This window comes from Vreelandella gomseomensis (assembly GCF_031451645.1).
Classification (GTDB): Bacteria; Pseudomonadota; Gammaproteobacteria; order Pseudomonadales; family Halomonadaceae; genus Vreelandella; species Vreelandella gomseomensis.
This window is the reverse complement of sequence record NZ_JARWAI010000019.1, coordinates 1-25684: the sequence shown is the minus strand read 5'-3', so window position 1 is coordinate 25684 and position 25684 is coordinate 1. Positions and strand designations below refer to the sequence as shown.

The 25684-nt window shown below is 57.8% G+C and carries 21 protein-coding genes and 1 pseudogene; 8 read left to right on the top strand and 14 right to left on the bottom strand.

Translation table 11 applies throughout. The features are described 5' to 3' along the window. Positions 1-231: 231 nt before the first annotated feature. The 12 genes from QC815_RS17195 to tmpA all read right to left on the bottom strand — a co-directional run bounded on the left by QC815_RS17195 (position 232) and on the right by tmpA (position 12771). A complete protein-coding gene (locus tag QC815_RS17195; RefSeq protein ID WP_310541253.1) occupies positions 232-1464 on the bottom strand; it encodes a TauD/TfdA family dioxygenase in 1233 nt (410 codons plus the stop codon). Positions 1465-1543: 79 nt separating this feature from the next. Then, positions 1544-2512, bottom strand: coding sequence for a GlxA family transcriptional regulator (locus QC815_RS17190; protein ID WP_422828733.1), 969 nt, complete (start codon positions 2510-2512; stop codon positions 1544-1546). A gap of 115 nt (positions 2513-2627) precedes the next feature. Beyond that, entirely contained in the window at positions 2628-4085 is a 1458-nt protein-coding gene (locus QC815_RS17185) for an aldehyde dehydrogenase family protein (protein WP_310541249.1), read from the bottom strand. Positions 4086-4100: 15 nt separating this feature from the next. Next, entirely contained in the window at positions 4101-4826 is a 726-nt protein-coding gene (locus tag QC815_RS17180; RefSeq protein WP_310541247.1) for an ABC transporter permease, read from the bottom strand. Position 4827: 1 nt separating this feature from the next. Continuing rightward, complete coding sequence (locus tag QC815_RS17175) at positions 4828-5535, bottom strand: ABC transporter permease (RefSeq protein ID WP_310541245.1); 708 nt, start codon at positions 5533-5535, stop codon at positions 4828-4830. Positions 5536-5613: 78 nt separating this feature from the next. Next, positions 5614-6387 carry a transporter substrate-binding domain-containing protein gene (locus tag QC815_RS17170; RefSeq protein WP_310541243.1) on the bottom strand — a complete coding sequence of 258 codons (774 nt, stop codon included), beginning with the start codon at positions 6385-6387 and terminating at the stop codon, positions 5614-5616. A 33-nt stretch (positions 6388-6420) separates the two neighbouring features. Beyond that, on the bottom strand, positions 6421-7218 hold the full coding sequence (locus QC815_RS17165; protein WP_310541241.1) for an ABC transporter ATP-binding protein: 798 nt from the start codon (positions 7216-7218) through the stop codon (positions 6421-6423). Further along, entirely contained in the window at positions 7215-8426 is a 1212-nt protein-coding gene (locus tag QC815_RS17160) for a pyridoxal phosphate-dependent aminotransferase (protein ID WP_310541239.1), read from the bottom strand. Before QC815_RS17160 ends, QC815_RS17165 begins: the two co-directional genes overlap by 4 nt. A 58-nt stretch (positions 8427-8484) precedes the next feature. After that, positions 8485-9441 carry a glycine betaine ABC transporter substrate-binding protein gene (locus QC815_RS17155; RefSeq protein ID WP_310541237.1) on the bottom strand — a complete coding sequence of 319 codons (957 nt, stop codon included), beginning with the start codon at positions 9439-9441 and terminating at the stop codon, positions 8485-8487. A 29-nt stretch (positions 9442-9470) separates the two neighbouring features. Then, entirely contained in the window at positions 9471-11072 is a 1602-nt protein-coding gene (locus QC815_RS17150; protein WP_310541235.1) for a 5-guanidino-2-oxopentanoate decarboxylase, read from the bottom strand. After that, entirely contained in the window at positions 11069-11656 is a 588-nt protein-coding gene (locus QC815_RS17145) for an HD domain-containing protein (RefSeq protein ID WP_310541233.1), read from the bottom strand. Before QC815_RS17145 ends, QC815_RS17150 begins: the two co-directional genes overlap by 4 nt. Continuing rightward, a complete protein-coding gene (gene tmpA / locus QC815_RS17140; protein ID WP_310541231.1) occupies positions 11653-12771 on the bottom strand; it encodes a 2-trimethylaminoethylphosphonate dioxygenase in 1119 nt (372 codons plus the stop codon). Before tmpA ends, QC815_RS17145 begins: the two co-directional genes overlap by 4 nt. 100 nt (positions 12772-12871) lie before the next feature. Here tmpA and QC815_RS17135 point away from each other — a divergent pair, with 100 nt between their 5' ends. The 3 genes and pseudogenes from QC815_RS17135 to hutC all read left to right on the top strand — a co-directional run bounded on the left by QC815_RS17135 (position 12872) and on the right by hutC (position 16302). After that, positions 12872-13876, top strand: a complete 1005-nt coding sequence (locus QC815_RS17135) for a GlxA family transcriptional regulator (RefSeq protein ID WP_310541229.1) — start codon at positions 12872-12874, stop codon at positions 13874-13876. Between the two features lie 1381 nt (positions 13877-15257). Then, positions 15258-15438: pseudogene (locus QC815_RS17420) on the top strand (hypothetical protein); the annotation flags it as partial. Positions 15439-15585: 147 nt separating this feature from the next. Beyond that, complete coding sequence (hutC, locus tag QC815_RS17130) at positions 15586-16302, top strand: histidine utilization repressor (protein WP_310541227.1); 717 nt, start codon at positions 15586-15588, stop codon at positions 16300-16302. A gap of 23 nt (positions 16303-16325) precedes the next feature. On the opposite strand, the gene QC815_RS17125 is transcribed toward hutC, so the two are convergent. Beyond that, entirely contained in the window at positions 16326-17648 is a 1323-nt protein-coding gene (locus QC815_RS17125; RefSeq protein ID WP_310541225.1) for a YjiH family protein, read from the bottom strand. Between the two features lie 338 nt (positions 17649-17986). On the opposite strand from QC815_RS17125, the gene hutI reads away from it, so the two are divergent. The 5 genes from hutI to QC815_RS17100 all read left to right on the top strand — a co-directional run bounded on the left by hutI (position 17987) and on the right by QC815_RS17100 (position 24895). Then, positions 17987-19201 (top strand): imidazolonepropionase, encoded by a 1215-nt coding sequence (gene hutI, locus QC815_RS17120; RefSeq protein ID WP_310541223.1) that lies wholly within the window; start codon positions 17987-17989, stop codon positions 19199-19201. Beyond that, complete coding sequence (gene hutG, locus QC815_RS17115) at positions 19191-20168, top strand: formimidoylglutamase (RefSeq protein ID WP_310541221.1); 978 nt, start codon at positions 19191-19193, stop codon at positions 20166-20168. Before hutI ends, hutG begins: the two co-directional genes overlap by 11 nt. Positions 20169-20240: 72 nt before the next feature. Beyond that, positions 20241-21920: a urocanate hydratase gene (gene hutU, locus QC815_RS17110; RefSeq protein ID WP_310541218.1), complete on the top strand. Its 1680-nt coding sequence runs from the start codon at positions 20241-20243 to the stop codon at positions 21918-21920. Positions 21921-21934: 14 nt separating this feature from the next. Next, positions 21935-23470, top strand: a complete 1536-nt coding sequence (gene hutH / locus QC815_RS17105) for a histidine ammonia-lyase (protein WP_310541215.1) — start codon at positions 21935-21937, stop codon at positions 23468-23470. 78 nt (positions 23471-23548) lie between these two features. Next, positions 23549-24895 (top strand): Na+/H+ antiporter family protein, encoded by a 1347-nt coding sequence (locus QC815_RS17100; RefSeq protein WP_310541213.1) that lies wholly within the window; start codon positions 23549-23551, stop codon positions 24893-24895. Between the two features lie 205 nt (positions 24896-25100). Here the strand turns inward: QC815_RS17100 and QC815_RS17095 are convergent. After that, positions 25101-25684: hypothetical protein (locus tag QC815_RS17095; protein WP_310541211.1), on the bottom strand; the 584-nt coding region annotated here is incomplete at its 5' end.

The following is a 25684-nucleotide window of genomic DNA, read 5'->3' as shown; positions in this document are numbered from 1 at the left end:
GGAAAAGACCTCATGCATTCAACGATGGCATTTCGCCCGTTGCCGCTGAGGAAAACCTTAAGATACTGTCCGGGATTAGTTGACCACTACACTTGTCACAGGCGGGCAATCGCAGTGACAGAAAAGCCTCTAGCACACTGTATCGTAGCGGCGACGCGCTTCGCGCCAGTTGACACCTGCGAGCGTCGCCAACTCTGAAAGAAAGTGTTTAAAGACAACCATTGATATCATTCATGCAAATGACGTTTCATCGGTCGCATTACGTTTGCGTGAGGCGCGTTTCACTATACGGAAGCGAGAGCGGATCTCGTCGCGCTCCATGTAGCAGCCTTGCAGCCAGCGATGACCGCTTGTGCCCTCAAAAGCATCGCGAGCGTGGAGAAGCCGGCGGTTGTCAAATATCACCAAATCGCCTGGCTTATAAGTGAAACGTATGGCGAATGTGGGGTCACGCAGCATTTTCTGTAGAACCATCAGCGCCTCATAGGCGGGTTCTACATCCTCAAAGTTGGTTTGCAGCGGTCCACGTAGAAAGTCGGCTATGCGAACCTCAAACAGCTCACCACGCTCATCCAGGCGAATCATCGGCGAGTACCAAACGTAATCGGTGGTTTTGGCAGTGTTAGCAAAGCACCAACGTGCTCGGGTGAGTGTGGCAAAGGCTTCATAATGCTGCTCGCGCAACGCCTCGGCCACGGCAAATCCGTCGAGCATGACCGCCTCGCCGCCTTCCACGCTGTTTTCTAGGCAGTGCAGCATTTGCATACCCGGCTGGTATTCCCTAGTTGGTAGATCGACGTGGGGTGGCAGGGCAATGGATGTGTAAGCGTTGGAGTCGGGGTTCGGTTTGGCTTTGACGTTGAATAGCATGCCGAAGTTGGTGGGCCTCACGGGGCCAATGCGCCGAGCTATCGCTTCGAGCGAGTCAGGTGTGGTGGGCAGGTTGCGCAGGCGAACTAACCCCTTACCCAGTATGCTCGAAAGGGCAGGAGCGAGTATTGCCTCCTCTGTCTCACTGCCTTCTTCGGTTTCGAGTAGACCCGCGGCGTCCAAGCTATTTAAGCCTTCTCCAGAGTCTCTCTTCCACGTTGTTATCGGCACTAGCGGGGCTTCAGGATCATGAGCATTGTCATAGTCGTGAGCTCTAAGCCAGCCCGGGTGGAAGCGTAAGCGCAGTCCTTCCGGAGCAAAGCCTATGCATAACGCACCAGCTTCATCGATCTCGGCGTCAGAAATCTCAGGCCAACTGGGCAAGGTAGAAAGGTCAAGAATGCGCTCGCGAGTCGCTGGATTTACAGTTGTCTCATCAGCCGCATTCTCACGCAGCCAGATACTGTGGTAGCGACTCTCACGTCCATCGCACCAGGTTACCGTCAGCAAGCGTGGGCTGAAGAATACCTGCTTGGGTTCGGCCTCAATAGGCCAAGCATCGTAGTCAGGTGTCAGGGGAAGTGCTTGAGTCATGTTGGTCTCCTAGGCGATTGGCTATGTCGCTAAGGATGCCTGTCAAGGACATGCAATTCGCAACAGGATTCGACACTCACTATGCATGATTCGACACAGCTTGCTGGCGTAATTGGCTAGGCGTGGAGCCGTAATAGTGGCGAAAAGCACGACTGAAGCTTGAGGCAGAAGCAAAGCCAGTGGCCAGGCTAATGTCCATGATGCTATGGGGTGTTTCACTCAGCAGCCGATAAGCGTTATCCAAGCGCCGAGCCAAGTAGGTCTGCTGAGGTGACATTGCCAAATGGCGGGAGAAAAGGCGGTCGAGGCGACGCCAGGAAATGCCAAGTTCATTGGCAAGCGCGCGGATACTTAGCGGTGTCTCAAGGTTCGTATCCATTAACGTAATGGCACGCTGAATCATAGGCTCTTGAGGTATCGCGGGGTCGCGCTGACGGCTGGCTGGACGGCGCCCATGCTCGTGGATGAGCTGATCACGTACCTGTTTGGCGAGCACGTCACCGTGCCGGCGCCGGATCAGATCAAGGCTCATGTCGATGGCGGCGCTTCCACCGGCGCAGGAGAATCCCTCCTCGGTAACCTCGTAAATCGATTCTACGACATCAACTCTGGGGAAGTGGGCGTGGAAGTCAGATAGGCATTCCCAGTGCAGGGTCACTGTTTTGTCATTGAGAAGACCAGCAGCAGCGAGTGCGTAGCAGCCGGTATCCATGCCGCCAAGCACACAGCCTTCGAGGTGGCAGGCACGTAGCCAATCAATCAATTCATCATCTATGCAACTCTCAGGATCAAAGCTTGCGCAGACTGCCAGGCTAGGAACCTTCGGGGCTGCGTGAAGGGAACTATTGACAGCGAGTGTCATGCCGTTTGAGGCGATAACCGGTTCACCATCGCGGCTGATCAAGTCCCACTCAAAGAGAGGACGTCCATCAATGCGATTGGCGATACGTAGCGGCTCAATCGCAGAGAAAAAGGCCACCATGGCGAAACGTGGCAGAAGTAGAAATCCAATGCGCTCGGGGACAGCGTTGGGGGGCTGGAGTCTCATAGTCGGCAAGAGAATACATGAAGATAGCGCTCTATGGAGCGCCATTTAGTGAAACCGAAGGACCATAACTCTCGAGTGTGGCACAAAACAGTGATAGCAGTGCTCCCAGCGGTCATCAGGAGCTCAAGGGACGCGTGATCCGCTTGGACTCCAAGTAGGCGTCGAGCCCTGCTTGGCCCAATTCACGACCGATGCCGCTACATTTCATGCCGCCCCAACTGCCCTGGGGCGGTGCTACTTGGTCGCTGTTGCACCAGACGTTGCCCGCCTCCAAATGCCTCGCGATGGCCTCGGCGCGGTCCGGGTCGCCGGTCACCACCGTGGCGGCCAGGCCGAAGTCGCTGTCGTTGGCCAGGGCGATAGCCTCGGCGTCATCGGCCACGCGACGTACGCAGAGCACCGGGCCAAAGATCTCCTCCCGCCACAGGCGGCTGGTGGTGGGTACTTCGCGGTAGAGGCGCGGTGCCACAAAGAAACCTTGCTCGGGCAGGGAGAGGGTGGGCGTCTCGCTGTGTAGCCCCTCCTCCTTGGCCAGGGCTATGTAGTTCTGCACCCGGTCCCGCTGAAGGGCGCTGACTAGGGGCCCCATGTCGGTCTCCGCCGCGAGCGGATCGCCCAGGCGTAACGCCGCCATGGAAGCGTCGATGGCCGCGTAGAGGTCGTCCGCCAGGCGCTCATGGACTAGCAGACGGCTGGTGGCCGAACACATCTGGCCAGCGTTGTAGCAGATGCCGGCCATGACCAGGTCGCGGGCAAGCTCGATATCGGCATCCTCAGTGACCAGAATCGGCGACTTGCCGCCCAGCTCCAGTGAGACCGGTCTTACGCCCTGGGCCGCAGCGCGCATCACTGCTTCGCCCACCGTATTGCTGCCGGTGAAGGAGAGCTTATCGATGCCGGGGTGGCGGCTTAGCGGGGCGCCAATACCCTCGCCGTCACCTTGCAGTAGGTTGAATACCCCCGGTGGCAGGCCTGCCTCTATCACGATTTCCGCCAGTACCTGCTCAGGCAAGGGGGTAACCTCAGAGGGCTTGAACACCACCGTGCAGCCAGCGGCTAGCGCTGGCGCCAGCTTCCAGGCGCTGCTGACCAGTGGGAAGTTCCAGGGGGTGATCAGCCCCACTACGCCGATGGGGTCCCAGTACTGGCGCGCCTCCAGATCCGGCTGGCCGGTATCTTCAACCGTTCCCTGTCGATCTCCCAGGGCCACGGCGGCCTCGGCGTAGTAGCGGTAGCAGGCGATGGCGTCGTCCAGGTCTTGATAGGCCTCGACCAGGGGCTTGCCGTTGTTACGGCTGGAAAGCTCGGCCAAGGCTTGGCGGCGAGTCTCAAGGCCTACGGCGATGGCCTGCAGACACTTGCCGCGGCGGGGCTCCGGCGTGGTTCGCCAACTGGACAGGGCGCGCCGGGCTGCGGCCACGGCGGCATCGATGTCCGCCGGGTCGCCGCACGTCACCTCGGCGATAAGTGTTTCGCGATAGGGGTCAAACACCGGGCGGCTTGTCTTGCTCCGGCTCGGCACCCAGGCGTTGTCGATGAACTGTTCGTTCAGTATCTGTGTGGAAGCGGGCATGGAATCGTATCCTGTTTAGCGAATGGGCAGCCAGCGGCGTTGGGTCGGTTGCATGCCGGGGAAGTTGAGCTCCACAAAGCGTAGCACCAGGGTCAGCACTACCGTGGTAGCCAGGTAGATGCCAGCGATTAACAGCAACGGCTCGTAGACCAGAAAAGTCTCGTCGCGAATGATATTGGCGGCCTGAAGCAGGTCCATCAGGGCAATGGTGGAGACCAGCGGGATCGACTTGAGTAACAGGATCATCTCGCCAGTGAGGGTCGGCAAACCGAGCTGGATGGCCCTCGGCAGCCACAGCCGTGTAAGCACCTGGAAACTGGAAAGACCGAAGGCGCGGCCCGCCTCAAGTTCACCCTGGGGCACGCTTTTCATGGCACCGCGGATAACCTCGCCGGAGTAGGCCCCTACGCTGAGGATGAAGGTCAGCGCGGCGAAGAAAAAAGGGTCGCGCAGCAGTGGCCACATGAACGTCTCTTGGATGCCCGGCACGCCTTCCATCAGGTGCCCCACGCCGTAGTAGAAGAAGAACAGCTGCACAAGTAGTGGGGTGCCGCGCATCACGGTGGTAAAGCCCCAGACCAGCCAGGCTAAGGGCCGTGGGCCGCGCAGTCTGGCTAATGCCACTAGCACGGCAAGGAACAGGCCGCCCACCGCCGAGACCAGCAGCAGCCACAACGTATTGACGAAGCCTTCCCGTAGGTAGCCTAGGTAGAAGGGATCGCTCAGCCAGGAAAAGTCCATGTCAGGCCTCCGTGGGTTGGCCACGGCGTACATAGCGCTCGAGGCGGGCGAAGAGTGCCGTGGAACTCAGGGTCATCAGCAGATAGATGACGCCGGCAGCGGCATAGAAAAGGAAGTAGGCGCGGCTACTGGAAGCAGCCTGTTGAATCGTGAAGAACAGCTCGTTGAAGCCGATCACGCTGATCAGGGCGGTGTCTTTGATCAGAATCAGCCACAGGTTGGACATACCCGGTAGGGCGTTGGGCAACATCCCTGGCAGCACAATGCGATGGAAACGGGCCCAGCGCGAGAAGCCAAAGGCGTCGGCTGCCTCCAGTTGGCCGCGAGGTATGGCCAGGATGGCACCGCGGAATACCTCGGTCATATAGGCACCCTGGACGAAGGCCAGCACGCCCACCGCGGTGGCGAAGCCAGTGATCTGAACCGCGCCGGCCATGCCCAGATGAGCCAGCAGGGCATCCAACGCCTGGGCGCCGGCATAGTAGAGCAAGAGGATCAGAAGCAGTTCGGGTACTGCCCGAATCAACGTGGAGTAGGCGGTGGCCAGGCCGCGCAAAGGCGCCCAGGGGCTGAGCTTGGCGCCAGCGCCAAGCAGTCCCAGCAGCAGGCCGATGGCGTAAGCCAGCACGGCAATCTGCACTGTAGTCAGCGCCCCGCTCAGGATGGGGCCGGCCCAGTCGCCGAGCCCCTCTGGTGTCATGGCTGTCATGGTCGACTCTTTCCTCGTTCACAAAGCAAAGCCCCCAGCGCTGGGGGCGCCGGGGGAGCGATGACGAGCAGTTGTTGCTCAATCGTAGACGCAGACGTCGGTGCCCAGGTACTCCTCGGAAAGGCTGGCACAGGTGCCGTCTTCGATCACCGCGGTGATAGCCTCGTTGAGGGACGCCTGCAGGGCATCGTCATCCTGGCGCAGGCCGATGCCGATGCCCTCTCCATAGGCCTCGTGGCGGGGAGCGGTGGCTTTGATCTCGAAGTCCTCAGCCTTGTCGCGTTCCAGGAACTGCGCCATGGCAATCTCGTCAGCCAGGATCACATCCAGACGCCCTGAAAGCAGGTCGTTGTTGACCTGTTCCGCCTGATCGTAGAGACGGATGTCCACGCCGCTGTCGCGTAGTTCACGACGTGCATAGGTGGCATTGGTGGTGGCGCTCTGCACCCCCATTAACAGGCCGTCCAGGTCGTCGGGAATATCGATGTCCACGTCGCTGGCGGCGACATAGGCGCCCGGCGTGAAATAGTAGGGGCGGGTGAAGTCGATGACCCGCTGGCGCTTCTCGGTAATCGACATGGAGTTCATGATTACATCGATTCGCCCGGCGTTGAGCGAGGGAATGATGCCGCTCCAACCGGTGGGCGAGATTTCGCACTCGCGCTCCATGGCGGCGCAGATTGAATGGGCAAGCTCCACCTCGAAACCGGTCCAGTCACCGCTGGCGGCCTTGTAGGTGAAGGGCGGGTAGGGCTCGCCAGAGATGCCAACCTTAAGGGGCTCGGCGGCCTGGGTAGTGTGGCCGAGGGCAAGTGCGGTCACGGAGGTAGCAATCATCATCGGGAATTTCATGGACTTCTCCTATCGTTATAGTGTGTGGAGTGTTTAGGCTGCGGGCGCCATGAACTGGCGGCAGCGGGGATCATCAAAAACGTCTTCCGGGGTGCCTTCGGCGGCGATGTGCCCCTGGTTGAGAAAGACCAGCTGGTCAGAGACTTCCCGGGCGAAGTGCATCTCGTGGGTGACCAGCAGCATGGTGCGGCCCTCGTCGGCGAGGCCGCGGATCACCCCTAATACCTCGTTGACCCGCTCAGGGTCCAGCGCCGACGTTGGTTCGTCGAAGAGTAGTAGACGCGGCTCCATGGCCAGCGCTCGGCCAATGGCGACACGCTGCTGTTGGCCACCGGAAAGAAAAGCAGGGTAGGCGTCACGCCGGTCGGCCATGCCGACCCGCTCAAGGTAGTGCTCGCCAAGGGCAGTGGCCTGCTTACGGGAGAGCCCCTTGACCCGCATGGGGGCCTCAATGACATTGCCGAGTACGGTCAAGTGTGGCCAGAGGTTGAACTGTTGGAAGACCATCGCGACCTTGGCACGCAACCGTTGCAGTTGGCGCCGATCAAGACCGGTGATGCCGCCCTGGGGATTGCGGGTGAAGCGAATCGCCTCATCCGCAATCGCCAGTTCGCCCTGGTCGGGCCTTTCCAGCAGATTCATGCAGCGCAACAAGGTGCTCTTGCCGGAGCCGCTAGCGCCGATGATGGAGGTGACACTGCCTTCGGGGACCTCGAGAGATACGCCCTTGAGTACCTCAATGTCGCCAAAATGTTTGATCAGTTGGTTGGCCACCACCGCCGGAGCGGAGGTGGGTTGGGGACGGGGTGCAGGCTGAAATGATGATGTCATAGGCAATTGGCCTCCGTAGCCGGGGTTGGTGATAGTTCGGCTCGGACGCGTTCGGCGCAAGCCACCAGACGTAGGCTGGCCGCGGTGAGGCGTGCGGCCTCCACGGTTAGACTGAGACGAACAAAGCCTGCCGCTGAAGGCCCAAAGGCTTCGCCGGAGAGTACTGAGATGCCCTCCTCGTCGAGCAGGCGATCAGCAAAGGCTTGGGAAGCGAGTCCTGTAGCGCGGATATCCACCATCAGAAACATCCCCGCTGGCGGGCGGATAGCGGTTACTGCGGTGCTCTCGGCGAGCGCTTCGCAAACAGCGTCGCGGCGCGCCCGGTAGGCTTCGCGCATCGAGCTCAACTCGGCGGGCGGTGTCTGGAGAGCATCGCAGGCGGCGTCCTGAATAAAGTCGGGGCAGCCATAAAGCATGCACAGTGCCAGATGGGTGAGGTGCTCAATTAGCGCCTCGGGACCTAGCACCCAGCCCAGGCGCCAGCCGGTCATGGCGTGGGATTTGGAGAGGCTGCTGATAATCACGCTGCGCTCGGCCATGCCCGGTAGCGTCGCGGGGCAGAGGTGTTCGCCCTCGAAAATCAACTCGGCGTAGACTTCGTCGGCGATCAACCACAGGTCGTGCTGCCGACACAGCGCGGCTATGGCTTCCCAAGTATCGCCATCAATCAACTGGCCCGTGGGGTTGTGGGGGCTATTGAGCAGTATCGCCCGAGTGCGGGGCGTTATGGCGGCCGCCAGGGCCGCCGGGTCGAGGCGAAAGTCTGCCTCGCCGCTCAATGGCACCTGCACCAGTTCGGCGCCGGTGGCGCGCAGAACCGCTTCATAGGTGACATAGCTGGGCTCGGGCACCAGGACTTCGTCGCCGGGATCCAGCAGGCACTGTGCAGCGGCGTAGAGGCCGCACTGGGCGCCGGCCATGACAATAACGTTATCCGGCCCTGCCTTTAGGCCACGACGTTGATAGTCGTCGGCGATGGCCTGGCGCAGTGCCAGCTTGCCCTGTACATCGGGGTAGTGGGTAGCGCCACCCCGCAGGCTGGCCACGGCGCTCTCAATAATCGGCGTTGGGGTATCGAAATCCGGGTCACCCACCGAGAGCACGGTGATCTCCTCGCCAGCGGCTTGACGGGCCAGGGCTCGGTAGTGAATATCCCAGGCCGCCGCCCCTTCGCCAGCGATGCGGTCGGTCAGTCGTGAATAGTGCATAGCATGCCTCGCTTTCAGAAACGCTGGGGCCGACGTAATGCCGGCCTAGAACGCCACCTCATTCCAGGCTAGCGCGAACCGCTGCTAGACCCGGCTCGCCGTCGCGGGTGGTAACTCCCTCCAAGAAGGTCTCGATCCGCTCGGGGTTGGCCAGCAGCCAGTCGCGGGCGACGGTCTCCAGTTCGCCCTCGTCGAGGCCGAAGTCGCGGATGAACTCACTCTGCTCGGCAGCAGTCAGCTCGTACTGATCCAGCAGCCGGATCATGTTGGGGTTGGCCGAGTGATAGGCATGAGCGACGATGGTGCGTACATCGCTTTGCCCGTTGTTCTCGCCGAACACGCTAGCCGGATCATCAAGAATCTCCATGTCATACGCTGGCGCCATCCAGTGTGGCGTCCAGCCGTAGAAGAGGATCCAGCGTTGCTCACGTTTGGCTGCATCCACCTCGGCCAGCATACTTGGCGTTGAAGACTCTCGAAGATCCCACTGGCTGAGCCCGTAGGTATCGGCTTCGGCAGCTTCATGGAGGTGATCGCTGACCGTCGATCCGCTCTCGATGGAGTAGATTTCCGCCCCGAAGCGCTCACGGATCTCGGGATCCGCCAGCTGTTCGGCGTTAGTCACGCCTGCCTCATAGGCATAGCCCGGTACCGCGAAACCCATGCGGGCACCAGTGACGTTGTTGCCAAGGTCGATGATGCTGTCCGTTTCCATTGAGGCGTCGTAGCTCTTCTGCTGGGAGGGAAGCCAACCGGCCAAGAAGGCATCGCTCTCACCACTTTGCAATGTCTGGTAACCCACTGTGGAGCTGACCTCCAGTGCCTCAACTTGATATCCCAGGGGCTCCGCTATCTGGGCGAGGATCTCACTCTTGACGGTCACCCCTGGCCAAGGGGGCACTACTAAGCGCAGCTCGTCGCTGGCGTCCTGTGCCGCCTGGGTAGTGAATGGCAACAGACTAGTGAGAGCCAAGGTGGCCAGAAGGGCAGTTCTATGTATATCAGGTCTATGCATGTCAGGGTCCTTGTTTCTCGATTATCGATCTATTCTTGAAAAGCGTTCATCCAGGCTTGGGCATCCACCTCGATCAGTAGTGGTGAGTTTTCGTCGTCTAGGTGAGTGAGAGCCTCGCCTAGGGATGCGGGACCACCCACCGCCTTATAGCGGCAGGTGTAGGCGTCGGCCAAACAGGCAAAGTCTGGTGGCGCCAAGTCAACGCCTAACTGTGGTATCTCGTGCATGGCCATATAGCGGCGAATTTCGTCATAGCCGTGGTTGTTCCAGATGACCACCGCCACTGGCCGCCTAAGATCGCGGGCGGCGGCCAGCTCGCCGAGGACAAATTGCAGGCCGCCGTCACCGACCAGCGCCACCACCGGCCTCTCGGGGCAGGCCAAGGTGGCACCGAGGGCCGCTGGTAGGCCGTAGCCGAGGGTGCCGTAGCCGGTGGCGGCGTTGAACCAGCGGCGTGGCGCGGGCAATGAGGCTAGAAAATTGCCGGCATACACCGGGCCGGTGGAGTCGCCCACTAAAATCGCCTCGGGTAGCGCGGCGCGCAGGGTGGCGTAGAACGGCACATAGGGGGCTAAGTCGGGGTCCTCGTGGAGTGCCAATGCGTTTCGTGTTGCGGTGGCGCGATCATCAGCTTCACGGTGTTTGGGCAACGCCTCCAACAGGGCGGTCATCATCTCGCCAGCGTCGGCAACCATGGCCAGTTCGGCAGCCTGGTTGCGGCCCAATTGCTGAGGGTCTATATCCACGCGAATCAGTCGCCCACTGAGATGAAAGCCCCCGTCAAAAACCAGATCGTAGTCGGTCTCGCCCAGCTCGGTGCCCAGCGCCAGAATGACATCGGCGTTGGCGGCTAAGCGGCGTGCAGCAGGCAGACTCATGGTCGCACCCAGGTCGAGCGGGTGATCAAGCCCCAGCACGCCCTTGGCGTTGATGGTGGTTAGCGCCGGGGCCTGCAGGCGTTCCACCAGGGCGCGGGCGGTCTCGGGGGCGGCCACGCAGCCGCCGCCGAGCAGCAGCAGAGGGCGCTCCGCCTGGCTTAGCCACTCGGCGGCCCGGGCAATGGCGGCGGGTGCCGGTGCTGGGGGGAATACCTCGATCGGATGCGGACAGTGTTCGGCTACGGGAGCGTCAAGCAGGTCAATGGGAATTTCGATGTGCACTGGCCCTGGCCGCGCGCCGTGAAAGGTCGCAAATGCGCGGGCCATGAGCTCCGGCAGAGCTGCCGGATCGTGCAAGGTGTGGCTAAAAACACTGACGCCAGCAAGGGTTTGTTGCTGGTTGGGTAACTCGTGAAGCCGCCCCTGTCCACGCCCTAGGGTGTTGCGGCGGTTGACGCTGGAGATCACCAGCATCGGTACCGAGTCAGCCAGCGCCTGACCCATGGCAGTGGCGATATTCGTCATGCCGGGGCCGGTAATGATAAAGCAGGCCGCCGGACGACCACTGGCCCGGGCATAACCGTCGGCCATAAACCCCGCACCCTGTTCATGGCGCGGGGCGATATGCTGGATCGAGTTATCGCCCAAAGCGCGGTAAAGCTCGATCGTGTGAACCCCAGGGATGCCGAAGACGGTATCTACACCGTAGGACGCCAATAACCGCAGCAGTAACTGGGAGCAGGTTTGACTCATCGTAGCCTCTCCTCGGGGAGCGGCTCAGGGAGGCCACCGCGGGGCGTGCGCCCAAGTACTCTCTCTACCATGGGGACAAAATACTCCAGAGGCAGAGTGTCATAATCGGGGTCAAAGCTAGCCTGATCCCAGTGGTCGCAGAAGCGCACGGTACGCTCATAGGCCGGGTGGTTGCGATACTCATCCCGGGCGTGAGGGTCCTGGCCGAAGAAGTGCCGGTAGTGATACCCCTGGAAAAGCTCGTGGTGGCGAATCATCCATGCGTTGAGCGGATCGACGAAGGGCTCAAGGATGGCGGCGGCGATTTCGGCGTGGTTCGCCGGGGTTAGGTCGTCGCCGATATCGTGGAGCAGCGCGCAAACCACCATCTCCTCGTCGGCACCGTCACGCAGCGCCCGAGTGGCGGTCTGCAGGCTGTGCTCGTAACGATCCACTGGATAACCATGGTGATCGCCGGCCAGATTGTGCAGGTGCGCGAGCACCCGGCGCGGGGTATCGGCGACGTAGTCACGGAAGCGGGCATCAATCAGCACCCAGTCTTCTCGCTGGGCCTCGCCGAAGTAGCGAAAGCGTGCTTGATTCATGCGGGTTCTCCTTGGGGCTGGGGAGTGGCGAGTTGCTGTTGCAGCACGCGGCGCCGGCTGGCGGTACTGTCGCGGTCGACATAGCCTTGTCGCATATGCCGCACCCCGCCGGCGAGCTGGAAGGCACTGCGTCCATGGAGCAGGCGGTAGTTGTCCATGATCAGCATCTGGCCTGGATCGAGCTTGAGGTGCAGGGTCAGTTCTTCGCCGGTGATCAGTTGATAAAAAGCTTGCCGCGCGGCGTAGTAGACCTCTAGTTCTTCGGGGGGTAGCGCCGGAACGCGTTCGGTGCGGTTGTTGTAGCGCACTCGAACCGGCTCACCGCGGCTGTCGAGTTCGATCAGCGGCCCCTCGCTTTCCAAGTCGGTGTCATCGTCGCGATAGCGGAAGCTGGGTGTGACCCGGGTAAGGCAAGAATAGGCGTCTGGAGCGCGCTCGCGTAGAAGTTGGGCGGCCATCAACCCGTCGACTAGAGTGCTGTCACCCCCTTCGGCGGCGTTGGTTAGGCAATGCAGCCAGATATAGCCGGGAATAGGGTCGCGGTAGGGGTTGTCTGTATGTGGCTCCAGGCCACGCTGAGTCATGGTCAGATCATAGGCGTCGGCTACCGATTTGACGTCGGCGATGCCACCCCAGTTGGTGCGCCGGAGTGGGCCGATGCGGTCGATCAGCGGCTGCATGCCGTCTGTCTCTTCCGGGACCCCAGAAACAATCACAAAGCCGTCGCGATGTAACGATTCAAGCATATCTGATAGTGCCGTGTCGTTTTGCAGTGCGTCGGCGAAATTAGCCACGGGTCGGGGCGCGTTGTTGGCGTTCCAGAGACGCTTAGGCGGATCGATCGCCTGGTCATCAAACAGCGTATCAAGGTCGAAGTCTGTGTGGTGACCATCGCTGAAGTGAAGATATAGTTGACCGTCAACTACGTCGGCGGAGTGGATATTCAGTTCAAGCGGCAGTTCGGCGGCTTCAACCAGACGTTGACCAGTGCGTGGGTCCAGGGTGTCTGCATCTGGGCTGCGTTCACGCAGCCAAAGGGCAGCAAACTCACCACGCTGGTCGTGATGGTCGATGGCCAGGCGTCGGCGATCGGCTGATGGGGTGACGTATGTCATGGCGGCGCCTCCATAGAATGTATTGGGAACTTTCTTCATGGTACCCGCCTGGATCAGGCACAACTTGATATAATTGGCCTTATGCTTGATTCTATTAGCCATGGATGATGCCTCCAACACCTCATGGCCCTACCCGCGCCCTGATTCGCCACCCCTGCTGACCCCAGAGCAGGCTGAGCACACCCTCAACGTGTGGCTAGTGCCGCGTTTTTCCATGCTGACCCTGTTCTGCCTACTTGAGCCACTGCGTGTGGCCAATCGCTTTGGTCGTGATCTATTTGCCTGGCGGCTACTCTCAGCGGACGGGGAGTCGGTGGTGGCTAGCAATGGGGTGCGCATCAATGTAGACGGGACCCTATCGTCGCTGGAGGATGCATCTCGCTTAATGGTGGTGTCTTCTTATGAGGCAGAGACAACGGTGCGCCAACAAGATCGTGCCGTGCTGCGGCGCGTTGCCGCTCACGGTGGCTGGCTGGGTGGTCTGGATACGGCTCCTTTCATTCTGGCGCGGGCAGGAGTGCTGGCTGGTCATCGTGTAGCCTTGCATTGGGAGAGCGTGCCGGCTTTTCGGCGTGAATTCCCTACGTTGGAGGTTAGCCCGGCCCAGTACGAGTTCGATGCATTGCGACTAACGGGCTCCGGCGGTGCTGCGAGTATCGACATGATGCTGGCATGGATAGAGCATGCCTATGGGCCCGCTCTGGCCGATGCCGTGGGCAGGCAGCTGGTTCACAAGAGGCCAGGCGATGATGGCGGTGACTTTTCACGACAACGCTACGAGGAATTGCCACGCAGTGTGGTGAGGACGCTGGCAGTGATGGAGGCCAATCTGAATCAAGCGCTACCAATCCCTGAGGTGTGTCGACTGGTGGGGCAGTCCCAGCGCCAATTGACGCGGTTATTCCAGCGTCACTTTGGTGAGACGCCCCAGCAGTGTTACTTAGGCATGCGACTCGACCGGGCGCAACAGCTACTCGCTGATAGTCGAAGCTTTGTGACAGAGGCCGCCCTGGCCACCGGTTTTACTCAAACAGCGCATTTTACCAGAGCTTATCGAAAACGTTTTGGTGAAGCACCCAGTGTCAGCGTGAAACGAAGAGGGTAAGGAGAGCGGCTTCGGGGAGTATTAAATGCCCTGAACTGAGGCAGAATAGGGAATATACACGGATGAAAATGCGCGAGAAAAAACGGCAAAAGTTGAGGCTTCCCTGTTCTGAAGCCGATCTATTACGAGGACTCACGCCACACCTGGCTCATTCAGACGAGCTGGCATCATCATTTTCCAAGGAGTTGAGGTCGTGGTAAGGCCTTGATGTGTGAGTATTTATAAATACTGCAAATAGGTATTCGTGGCAGGGAGGTTCCGAGAGACCGAGTGTTGGCTACGCAACTGCGAATCTCCACTGCTCGGGTCATGCTGGGAAAGACTGCTAATAGGCTTGTTGCAAGGCATGACGACAGGCGATTCAAGAGCCAAGATAAGGCCAGATTAGGGAGTGACTGCTTGCCATGGTGCTCACGGTGTTGGTTCCAAATCATGCACATGGATACGACCGCTAAGCTCATCAGCATGGATGCCAACATAAATTTATTCATGACCTGCCTCACTGTTTGGAAAAAGCGGCTCATAGCTATGTGATAGCTGCTATCGCTCACGTTGGCATTCCGCAGATGGAAGATAATGATTCGCCGGTAATTTCACCACCTCTATGGCGGCCGCCTCAAGCGCCAAGTGCAATGCTACGTCAGCGTCGCCGAGCCCAAGAACAGTTTCTGTCATGCTATCAACCAGACCGCCTGATGAACGAGCCATCACAACAATTAGGTGTCTTCTCCTCTCAAGGGCTGATCGAGGTCGACCTCCATCGTGTCTGTCAGGCGCAGAGATTCCGACAATGTGTCGGCTGTGATGGGGCGCACGATGTGAGGCTGCTGCCAAAATCGCGATCCAAGCGATCCAGGGTGTTACCCACACAAGAATACTGCATAGGGTCATCTTCACCTGTTTCGCTATCGTCAGACAGTAGCCATTTTCCCATACCGCTATCTTCCAGAGCGTACACCCCGCGGCCTGAGCGCCAGACCAACCCCTTTTCACGCAATGAGTCCAGCCCTCGCTGAATGGAAGAGGGAGCTGGCCGAGCGCGCGCCTGGATCTCTTACAGCGTTGCTTGATTGAAGGCTGTAAAGGGACGTTGTTCGGCGGCTGCTTGAGATAGGACGAACAGAATTGCCTGCTGCAAATGCCCCGACAGAGCGCTTCTTCAGGAGTCTGAAAACGGAATGTCGGTGCCACTAATGATGCTCACTGCTAGCAATCACCTCGATACGCGACGCTGGGAGCTTAAGGCATTCTCGCAGGCGGTCCTGACCAGGCCGTTCCAGCTGTTGTCCCTGGCAGAGCGCCTGCGGGCGCTCTGCCAGGTTTAGCATGATTCCGACTCATCAGCATTGACTCCCGGTACTCATTTTCGATGCTGGTCATAGAGCTACGAAGGGTCGTTAATAAGCTGAACAATAGAACAAGAAAGCGGCTGGGATACCGAACCCAAACCCAGGTGTTTTTTAGGGTAATGCTCAGGAGCACTAGAAACCGCAGGTGCTGTACTTATTAGTAGAATTCAGGAGATTAGTACCCTGACCGATGTCGTAGCTGCCAGCCAATAACACCGTAGTTGGCCAGGTCTCTTGGTGCGCCATCGCCGAAATAGATACCGCGCAGTACTACAACGGCATCAGCAACAGGATGCTCTTGCTCCTCGCACAAGGTACACTGAATATGTATAGACATTAGATTCATTTGAAAGGCACTTCATGACCAGCGCTCCCCCCCGTTATCTGCAAATACAGCAGCACCTGCTAGAGAAAATCCAGAGCAGTGCTTGGCCCGCGCATCACCAGATCCCCCCCGAAGAGCAGCTTGCCCGAGATTTTGGGGTAAGCCGAATGACGGCTAATAAAGCGATTCGTGATCTTGTCCAAAAAGGCTACCTTACACGTCAGCCTGGATTAGGTACCTTCGTGACAGATCGCAAGGCGGAGTCATCGTTGGTCGAGGTCTACAACATTGCCGATGAAGTGCGTTTCAGGGGGCACCATTACAGTAATCAAGTACTCGTATGTGAAGCCATTGAAGCTGATGACGAAGTCGCTTTACGGCTAGGCGTTCGCCTGGGGAGCCGCGTGTTTCAAACGCTGCTGGTGCATTTGGAAGACGACACGCCTATTCAGCTTGAAAACCGCTACGTTAACCCTCGCTGGGTACCCAACTACTTAACCAGCGATTTCTCACTGCACACACCCAATGAAGTATTGGTAGCGGCCTGCCCGATTACTGACGTAGAGCACATTGTTGAAGCCGTGCTTGTCGATCAGCAAACTGCCGATTGGCTTGCTATTGATACCGCTACTCCCTGCCTGAGCATGGTAAGGCGCACGTGGTCAGGCGAGCAGCTCATCAGCTATGCCCGCTTACTGCACCCAGGCGACCGCTACAAACTACGCTCCTCGGTGCATCGCCAAGCGTCATAATGAAGCGCCTATCTTATAAGGACTTAGCTGATAAAGGCTTGCACCAAATACCCGGTTGGTATGGCGAGCAACAAGCTTAATGCAACGCGAATAAACCACACCACCACCATGCGCCCTACAGAAAGCGGAATGCTCGTAGATAGAATGCAAGGAATTGATGCGGAGAAGAACAGCACAGCGGATACTGATACAACGCCTGCAGCAAAACGCGAGACAAAGTCCGCTTCTGCCATTAACAGTGCCGGTAAAAACATTTCAGCAAGGCCAGCAGCGGATGCCTGGGCAAGTGCAGCCGCATCAGCAATGCCCCACACGGCCACAAAGGGGTAAAACAGCCAACCCAGCCATTCAAATAGCGGCGTGTATTTAGCCGCAAGCAAGCCTAGCAAACCCACCGACATGATCGAAGGCAGGATGCTAATCGCCATCACTAGCCCTTCTTTAAAGTTGATCGCAACACTTTTATGCAACGCTGGCGCTCGGGCAGCTACTTCCAATCCTGTGTGCCATGCAGTCGCCACACGTTTACCCGCGACGGCTTCCGGTTCCCCATCTTCAGCGCTGTCATCCATATGTGATAGTGGCGGTATGCGCACCGTCACAGCAGTCACAATGAATGTGATTAATAGCGTTAACCAAAAATACAGATTCCACACCGCCATTAAATCCAGCGTACGCGCCACAATGATCATGAACGTTGCCGAGACGGTAGAGAAACCCGTGGCGATAATGGCAGCTTCCCGCGCGGAATACTGACCGGCCTGATACACCCGGTTGGTAATCAATAGGCCGATAGAGTAACTACCCACGAATGAGGCGACCGCATCAATTGCCGAGCGTCCTGGTGTTCGCCAAATGGGCCGCATTACGGGTTGAACCAGCACCCCAATAAGCTCAAGCAACCCATAGCTGATCAACAAGGCCAGGAAAATCGCGCCAATAGGAACGATCAAACCGACGGGAATCACCAGCTTTTCAAACAAGAAAGGCAGCATATCCGGTTCATGTAGAAAGGCAGGCCCCCAACCGGTCAGCGCCATCAGGGCGGCCATTACCCCAAGCAATTTTAGTGCGGTAAAAATGCGCTCGGTAACGTTTCGATTCCAGTAGCCTCGAATCAACGGGTACGCAGCACCAGCGGCAATCAGTACCAGCGCATAAATACCACTCGCATCTCCTAGCCAGCGTCGGGCACCGGTCACCATATGATCGAGCAATATAGTGCTGCGACCGCCTATTTCGACAGGCACGAAGAAAATCAATATCCCCAGTGCACTTGGCAAAAACAGTTTGAGGATCAGTGCGGCACTGGGCCGCTGACAGGTTGTGGTATTGGGAGGGAGCATGAGCATGCCTCTTGTTGTGTGACAGCGTTTAGCGGGCCTTCTACGCATCTTCAACACTTAATGTATATACATATGCACACCAATTGAAGAGCATCCCCTAACCAATATAAATAGACATTAGTCTAATAAATCATTCTAAAAAACGCTTTTTCAGAACACAAAAACCCATAAATATCTGTTTAAGAAAATAAAAAAAATATTCTGGATTTCCACGCGCCCCACCTTCCACTCTATTTTTTAACAAGCACCTTGACGAATCGGCTCATTTTCATCTTAATTGTATATACATTAAGGTTTAAAAATAAATTGTTGAAAACCGCCTTTTAAAGGAGCTCCTCATGCCGAATGCAACGGATCGTCGCCTCTGGCGCGATATCAGCGTCTTCGATGGCTTGCGGACATTGCCCAACCGCATGGCCGTTATCACCGAAGGGGCACACATCATCGCCTTGTCGCCCATGAGCGAGTTCGACGAGCAACTCGCCGATAACTGCACAGAGATGGGCAGTCGCGGTGTGATGACCCCTGGTCTCGTGGATTGCCACACCCACCTTGTATTTGGCGGCTCTCGGGCTGAAGAATTTGAAGCACGGCTTGAAGGGGCTAGCTATGAAGAGATTGCTAAACGCGGCGGCGGCATTCTCAGCACCGTTCGCGCCACGCGTGAAGCTAGCGAAGATGAGCTGCTAAGACTCGCTAAACCGCGCCTTGAAGCACTGATTGCCGACGGTGTTACCACCGTGGAGATTAAGTCTGGCTACGGACTAACCGTCGAAGACGAACTCAAGATGCTGCGCGTTGCACGGCGACTTGGCGATATGCTGCCAGTCAAAGTAGTCACCACCCTGCTGGGTGCTCACGCCCTTCCTCCAGAATACAAAGATGATAGCGACGACTATATCAATCTGATCTGCAAGGAAATGATCCCCGCAGCGGTGGCAGAAGGACTGGCAGATGCCGTTGATGTTTTCTGCGAAAAGATCGCTTTCTCAGTGGAACAGTGCGAGCGGGTGTTTGAAGCCGCCGAGGCCCATGGCCTACCCATTAAGGCCCACGCCGAACAGCTCTCTAATCTGGGCGGAACGGCCATGGCCGCACGCTACGGCGCGCTATCTGCTGATCACATTGAATATCTGGATGACACTGGCATCGCTGCCATGCGTGAGGCTGGTAGCGTGGCGGTAATACTGCCCGGCGCCTTCCATACCTTACGCGAAACGCAACAACCGCCTATCGCCTCCCTGCGCACCGCAGGCGTTCCAATGGCGGTAGCCACTGACGCCAACCCCGGAAGCTCCCCGCTGTTCATGCCCACGCTGATGCTCAACTTGGCCTGCACGCTGTTCCGCCTGACACCCCAAGAAGCACTGGCGGGCATGACAGCCCACGGGGCAACTGCACTAGGGCTGGCAGGTAAAGGGCTCATCCACGAAGGTGCAGAAGCCGACATCTGCGTATGGGATATCGATGCCCCCGCTGAGCTCGCTTACGCCGTACAACCAGGACGCCTTCGTCAGCGGTTGTTCCAGGGAGTGCTTACCCATGGCAATTAACAGCACATCTAACAGTGCTTCCACTGAAACAGTACTCGACATGTCGCTCTGGTCGGGCCGAACAGACCCAGAACCTAACAGTGAGCGTTGGCATCAAAAGATCCAGCCGCTCAGCGAAACGGCAGCGCCGGGCTGTGTTTTATTAGGTTTTGAAAGCGATGCAGGTGTGGCCAGAAACCAGGGCCGTAAAGGTGCCGCGCAAGGCCCTAAGGCACTGCGTAAAGCACTGGCACCACTGGCATGGCACCGCACAGGCCCAGCCTATGATGCGGGAAATGTACGCTGCGATGGCGATGCCTTAGAAATGGCACAACAGGCTCTCGCCGACCAATTATCGGCGCTGCTTAAAGCTGAACATTTCCCCATTGTGCTCGGTGGCGGCCATGAGATGGCCTACGGCAGCTGGCAAGGGCTTGCCCAGCATCTCGCTGATAAGGGTGAAAAGGCTCCACGCATAGGCATTATCAATTTTGATGCTCACTTTGATCTACGCGATCCAACCCACGTGCGTTCTTCGGGCACCCCCTTTGCGCAAATTGCCGATGATTGCGCTCAACGTGGCTGGCCATTTCGCTACGCCTGCTTAGGCGTGAGCCGCGCTGCCAACACACTTGCACTGTTTAACCGTGCCACACAACTGGGCGTCATGGTTCGTGAAGACCGGGACTTTCAACCGGCACATCTTGAGTGCATCCAGCGCGACCTCGAGCGCTTCATGGTGCGCTGTGATCATATCTATCTAACCATCGACCTGGATGTACTGCCCGTTGGAGAAGCCCCTGGGGTCAGCGCCCCCGCCGCTCGGGGCGTTTCACTGGCATTGATTGAACCGCTGATCGAAACCATTCGCGACAGCGGCAAGCTCCGCTTAGCTGATCTCGCCGAGCTAAACCCCGCTCACGATATCGATAACCGTAGTGCCCGCGCGGCAGCCCGACTCGTTTTTCAATTAGCGCTCGATATCTAGCGCCCCGGATTCGCTGATCCATCTATTACTCACCCTTTAATAACAAACCGATGACCCAAGAGGAGTTTCGCCATGTCCACTCACGATAAACGTCACGACGCTTCCCGTAAGATTGCTGCCCCCACCGGTAGCCAACTCAGCTGCAAAAGCTGGCTGACCGAAGCCCCGTTACGCATGCTAATGAACAACCTCCATCCTGACGTGGCTGAACGCCCCGAGGATCTAGTGGTGTACGGTGGCATTGGCCGCGCCGCGCGTGACTGGGAGTGCTACGACAAAATCGTTGAGACGCTTCAGCGCCTGGAAGACACGCAAACATTGCTGGTGCAATCAGGCAAACCGGTAGGTGTATTTGAAACCCATAAAGACGCCCCGCGGGTACTTATTGCCAACTCCAACCTGGTCCCTGCCTGGGCCAACTGGGAACACTTCAACGAGTTGGATCGCAAAGGCCTAATGATGTACGGCCAGATGACCGCAGGCTCATGGATTTACATCGGCTCTCAAGGCATTGTCCAAGGCACCTACGAAACCTTTGTCGAAGCGGGCCGACAACACTTCGATGGCAACCTGAAAGGCCGCTGGGTTCTCACTGCAGGTCTTGGTGGCATGGGTGGCGCTCAACCGCTCGCCGCCACCTTGGCCGGCGCCTGCTCGCTGAATATCGAGTGCCAGCAAACCAGCATCGACTTTCGCCTGCGCACGCGCTATTTAGATGAGCAAGCAGACAATCTCGACGATGCGTTAGCGCGTATCGAACGCTACACCACCGAAGGCAAAGCCATCTCGATTGGCCTGTGTGCGAATGCGGCAGATGTATTGCCCGAACTGGTGAAGCGTGGTGTGAAGCCCGACATGGTGACTGACCAAACCAGCGCCCATGACCCGCTACACGGCTACCTGCCTGCAGGCTGGACCTGGGAAGAGTACGTTGCCCGCGGAAAATCCGAACCAAAAGGCACCGTAAAAGCGGCCAAGCAATCGATGGCGGTGCATGTTCAGGCCATGCTCGATTTCCAGAAAATGGGCGTGCCCACTTTCGATTACGGCAACAATATTCGCCAAATGGCTCAAGAAGAAGGCGTTGAAAATGCCTTCGACTTCCCTGGTTTTGTACCCGCCTATATCCGCCCCTTATTCTGCCAGGGAATTGGCCCCTTCCGCTGGGCCGCGTTATCAGGCGACCCGGAAGACATTTACAAAACCGACCAAAAAGTCAAAGAGCTGATCCCCGACGATCCACACCTGCACAACTGGCTGGATATGGCCCGGGAGCGCATCAGCTTCCAAGGCCTCCCGGCACGTATCTGCTGGGTCGGCCTAAAAGATCGTGCGCGTCTTGGGCAAGCTTTCAACGAGATGGTCAAAAGCGGAGAGCTTAAAGCACCCGTCGTAATCGGCCGCGACCACCTGGATTCCGGCTCCGTGGCAAGCCCCAACCGCGAGACCGAGTCGATGATGGATGGCTCTGACGCCGTCTCCGACTGGCCGCTGCTGAATGCCCTGCTTAACACCGCCGGTGGCGCGACCTGGGTCTCTTTACACCACGGTGGCGGTGTCGGCATGGGCTATTCCCAGCACGCCGGGGTGGTGATTGTTGCCGACGGCACCGATGATGCCCACGCACGTCTTGGTCGTGTGCTGCGGAACGATCCGGGTACTGGCGTTATGCGCCACGCGGATGCCGGCTATGAAATTGCTAGAGAGGCTGCCCGTGAAAGCGGCCTCGATCTGCCGATGCTGAACAAATAAAAGGAGTATTAAACATGACCCATCTCGATATTCAGCCCGGCAACATGACACTGGCGCAGGCGCGTCAGGTGTTTCAATCTCCCGTCACGGTTAGTCTGCCAAGCAGTGCCGACGAGGCGATTCAAAAGAGCGTGGATTGCGTCAATCGTGTGGTCGACGAAAACCGCACGGTCTACGGAATTAACACCGGTTTTGGACTACTTGCTCAAACACGTATCGCCGATGAAGACCTGGAAGCGCTGCAGCGTTCGCTAGTGCTTTCCCATGCCACCGGCGTGGGCGCTGCGATGGACGACAGCCTTGTGCGGCTCATCATGGTAATGAAAGTGAATAGCCTGGCACGCGGCTTTTCCGGCATTCGTCGTGAAGTCCTTGATGCCCTTATTGCGTTGATCAACGCCGAAGTGTATCCGCATATTCCTCTCAAAGGCTCTGTGGGTGCTTCCGGTGACTTAGCGCCGCTGGCTCATATGAGTGTGATACTCATTGGCGAAGGCAAAGCACGCCACAAAGGCGAGTGGCTCTCCGCCGAGGAAGCGCTAAAAGTCGCAGGCCTTAGCCCCATTGCGTTGGCGCCCAAAGAAGGCTTGGCACTGCTCAACGGCACACAGGTTTCAACTGCCTACACCCTGCGCGGTCTGTTTGATGCCGAAGACCTGTATGCTGCTGCGACTGTCTGCGGATCCCTGACAGTCGACGCCACGCTAGGTTCACGCTCGCCGTTCGATGCGCGCATTCATGAGGTGCGGGGCCAGCGCGGGCAAATTGACGCGGCAGCAGCCTACCGACATTTGCTCGGCGAAAATAGCGACATTGGCAACTCCCATGCCAACTGCGATAAAGTTCAGGATCCTTACTCCCTACGTTGTCAGCCACAGGTGATGGGCGCAGCACTTACCCAAATTCGCCATGTTGCAGAGATACTGGCAGTAGAAGTCAACGCGGTGTCCGATAACCCATTGGTGTTTGCCGGTGCCGACGACATCATCTCCGGTGGCAACTTCCACGCCGAGCCAGTGGCCATGGTCGCTGACAACTTAGCCTTGGCGATTGCCGAGATAGGCGCGCTGTCAGAACGACGCATTTCCCTGATGATGGACAAGCACATGTCTCAATTGCCGCCCTTCTTGGTCGAAAAAGGCGGTGTCAACTCTGGGTTTATGATTGCTCAGGTGACGGCAGCCGCCCTTGCCAGTGAAAACAAAGCCCTGGCGCATCCGCATAGCGTTGACAGCCTGCCCACCTCAGCCAACCAGGAAGACCACGTTTCCATGGCCCCGGCGGCTGGCAAGCGATTATGGGAGATGGCCGATAACGTGCGTGGAATTCTGGCTATTGAATGGCTCAGCGCCTGCCAAGGGCTCGATATGCGACACGGTTTAAAAACCTCCAAGCCGCTGGAAAAAGCCAAACAGCTGCTACGCGAGCACGTGACCCACTATGAACAGGACCGCTTCTTTGCCCCGGACATTGAAGCAGCCAGCGACCTATTGGCGGCTAGAACGCTTAACCATCTACTTCCGCCTTGCACCCTACCAAGCCAGCAATAATCGGCTTTTTCTGCCCCGCAGCAACAAGCTGTGGGGCTTCATCACAACATTCAATTCCAACGACAAGAGTAGTTATTCATGAATGCTATCGTTTTGGCCATTTTAGTGATGGTCAGCCTTAGTCTTGCCCGAGTTTCTGTTGTTTTTGCTTTAATCGTCGCAACATTGGTCGGTGGGCTGTATTCTGGCATGCCCATCAACGACATTCTCGATGCCTTTAATGACGGCCTTGGCAACGGTGCCACTGTGGCCCTCGCCTATGCCGTGCTGGGGGCCTTTGCTGTCGCACTCTCACGTTCGGGCATCACCGAGGTGATGGCAAACCGCGCCATTGCCCGTTTTAATATTGATGATTCTGGCAGCAGTCGCCGCATGGTGACCTATACCTTACTGGCCGCCTTGCTGGCCGCAGCGGTCAGTTCTCAGAACCTGATCCCCGTACACATTGCCTTCATTCCTGTGCTGGTACCGCCATTACTGAAACTGATGAATCACCTACAGCTCGACCGTCGACTGGTTGCCTGCGTGATTACCTTCGGTATTACCGCTCCGTATATGCTGTTACCCGTGGGGTTTGGCGCAATCTTTCTGAACGACATTTTGCTCACCAACCTCAATGAAAGTGGTGCCGAATTTGGACTGGAAGTCACCCGAGGCATGGTACCCATGGCAATGGTGATTCCCATCGGCGGTATGGCGCTGGGCCTAGTCGTTGCAGTGCTGTTTAGTTACCGCAAAGGGCGCCACTACCAAGACCGAGACCTGGCCAAGGGTGATGAAACCGCAGCGCAAGCGGCCCAGCATTTGAAAGGTTGGCAAAAAGCCGTTCTGGCGATAGCGCTGGTTGGAACTGTGGCTGTCCAGCTCTACACCGGCTCGATGGTACTGGGCGGTATCTTTGGCTTTGCGCTGCTCTCACTTAGCGGCGTCTTCCGCTGGCACGAACAGGACGGCATCTTCACCGAAGGCATGCGCATGATGGCCTTGGTTGGGTTCATTATGATCACCGCGGCGGGCTTCGCCAGTGTGATGCAGGCCAGTGGCGAGGTTGAAGCGTTGGTATCCAGCTCTACAGACATAATTGGTGATAACAAGGGGTTAGCGGCATTGATTATGCTGCTTGTGGGCCTTTTCATTACCATGGGTATCGGCTCTTCCTTCTCAACGATCCCGATCATCGCATCACTTTACGTACCACTTGCGCTGAATTTTGGCTTTTCACCTCTGGCCACCGTGGCGCTGGTAGGCACCGCTGCCGCCTTGGGCGATGCAGGTTCCCCGGCCTCCGATTCAACGCTTGGCCCAACCGCCGGTCTCAATGCTGACGGACAGCACGATCATATCTGGGACAGCGTTGTGCCTACCTTCTTGCACTACAACATCCCGCTAATTGTTTTCGGCTGGGTAGCTGCCATGATCCTGTGAGCACTCCTCTGCGGTGCTTCGAGTAAGGGCTCCAAGAATCTTCCTAGTTCGAAACGTCTTCAGTAGGCAGCGGCTAAGCCGCTGCCCTCACTAGGAAAGCCCTGGTGCTGCTTATTTAGAATACGGCTCTGGCCAGTGTCTTGGGAACGCCGAGTGTCTACGAAATCCGGAGCGATTCACTGTGAGTTAGGTGCCATCGCTCACGTTAGCATTCGGCAGATAGAAGATAATTCTCAGTCGAGAATTTCACCGCCACTATGTCGGTCGACTCAAGCGCCAAGTGCAAAGCCACTTCAGCGTCGCCGAGCCCATTAACAGTTTCTATCATGCCATCAGCCAAACCGCCTGATGGATGAGCCATCACATAAATCAGATGTCTTCTCCTTTCAACGGCTGATCGAGGTCGACCTCTATATTGTCTGTCATTGTCTGTCAGACGTAGTGCCTCCGACAATGTACCGGCTGTGATGGGGCGCACGATGTGAGGCTGCGTCAAAAAATCACGATCCAAGCGATCCAGAGTGTTACTCACATAAGAATACTGCATAGGATCATCTTCACCTGTTCCGCTATCGTTAGACAGTAACCATTCTCCCATACCGCTATCTTCCAGAGCATATACCCCACGGCCTGAGCGCCACACCAACCCCTTTTCACGCAATGAGTCCAGGCCACGCTGAATGGAGGAGGAGGCTGGCTGCTCGGCCGCAAATTCTGAGTGCAACACCTGACCAAACCGGTAGGGTGTTGTATCCATGTCATATTCTGAACTCTGCACTGAAGAACGTG

What these genes read in the sequence shown, in the direction of transcription:
- QC815_RS17150 (WP_310541235.1), bottom strand. Translation starts at nt 11,072, where the DNA reads ATGAGTCAAACCTGCTCCCAGTTACTGCTGCGGTTATTGGCGTCCTAC.
- QC815_RS17165 (WP_310541241.1), bottom strand. Translation starts at nt 7,218, where the DNA reads ATGACATCATCATTTCAGCCTGCACCCCGTCCCCAACCCACCTCCGCT.
- QC815_RS17145 (WP_310541233.1), bottom strand. Translation starts at nt 11,656, where the DNA reads ATGAATCAAGCACGCTTTCGCTACTTCGGCGAGGCCCAGCGAGAAGAC.
- hutU (WP_310541218.1), top strand. Translation starts at nt 20,241, where the DNA reads ATGTCCACTCACGATAAACGTCACGACGCTTCCCGTAAGATTGCTGCC.
- hutI (WP_310541223.1), top strand. Translation starts at nt 17,987, where the DNA reads ATGCCGAATGCAACGGATCGTCGCCTCTGGCGCGATATCAGCGTCTTC.
- hutG (WP_310541221.1), top strand. Translation starts at nt 19,191, where the DNA reads ATGGCAATTAACAGCACATCTAACAGTGCTTCCACTGAAACAGTACTC.
- QC815_RS17190 (WP_422828733.1), bottom strand. Translation starts at nt 2,512, where the DNA reads ATGAGACTCCAGCCCCCCAACGCTGTCCCCGAGCGCATTGGATTTCTA.
- QC815_RS17175 (WP_310541245.1), bottom strand. Translation starts at nt 5,535, where the DNA reads ATGACAGCCATGACACCAGAGGGGCTCGGCGACTGGGCCGGCCCCATC.
- QC815_RS17170 (WP_310541243.1), bottom strand. Translation starts at nt 6,387, where the DNA reads ATGAAATTCCCGATGATGATTGCTACCTCCGTGACCGCACTTGCCCTC.
- tmpA (WP_310541231.1), bottom strand. Translation starts at nt 12,771, where the DNA reads ATGACATACGTCACCCCATCAGCCGATCGCCGACGCCTGGCCATCGAC.
- QC815_RS17160 (WP_310541239.1), bottom strand. Translation starts at nt 8,426, where the DNA reads ATGCACTATTCACGACTGACCGACCGCATCGCTGGCGAAGGGGCGGCG.
- hutH (WP_310541215.1), top strand. Translation starts at nt 21,935, where the DNA reads ATGACCCATCTCGATATTCAGCCCGGCAACATGACACTGGCGCAGGCG.
- QC815_RS17100 (WP_310541213.1), top strand. Translation starts at nt 23,549, where the DNA reads ATGAATGCTATCGTTTTGGCCATTTTAGTGATGGTCAGCCTTAGTCTT.
- QC815_RS17125 (WP_310541225.1), bottom strand. Translation starts at nt 17,648, where the DNA reads ATGCTCCCTCCCAATACCACAACCTGTCAGCGGCCCAGTGCCGCACTG.
- QC815_RS17155 (WP_310541237.1), bottom strand. Translation starts at nt 9,441, where the DNA reads ATGCATAGACCTGATATACATAGAACTGCCCTTCTGGCCACCTTGGCT.
- QC815_RS17180 (WP_310541247.1), bottom strand. Translation starts at nt 4,826, where the DNA reads ATGGACTTTTCCTGGCTGAGCGATCCCTTCTACCTAGGCTACCTACGG.
- QC815_RS17185 (WP_310541249.1), bottom strand. Translation starts at nt 4,085, where the DNA reads ATGCCCGCTTCCACACAGATACTGAACGAACAGTTCATCGACAACGCC.
- QC815_RS17195 (WP_310541253.1), bottom strand. Translation starts at nt 1,464, where the DNA reads ATGACTCAAGCACTTCCCCTGACACCTGACTACGATGCTTGGCCTATT.
- hutC (WP_310541227.1), top strand. Translation starts at nt 15,586, where the DNA reads ATGACCAGCGCTCCCCCCCGTTATCTGCAAATACAGCAGCACCTGCTA.
- QC815_RS17135 (WP_310541229.1), top strand. Translation starts at nt 12,872, where the DNA reads ATGGATGATGCCTCCAACACCTCATGGCCCTACCCGCGCCCTGATTCG.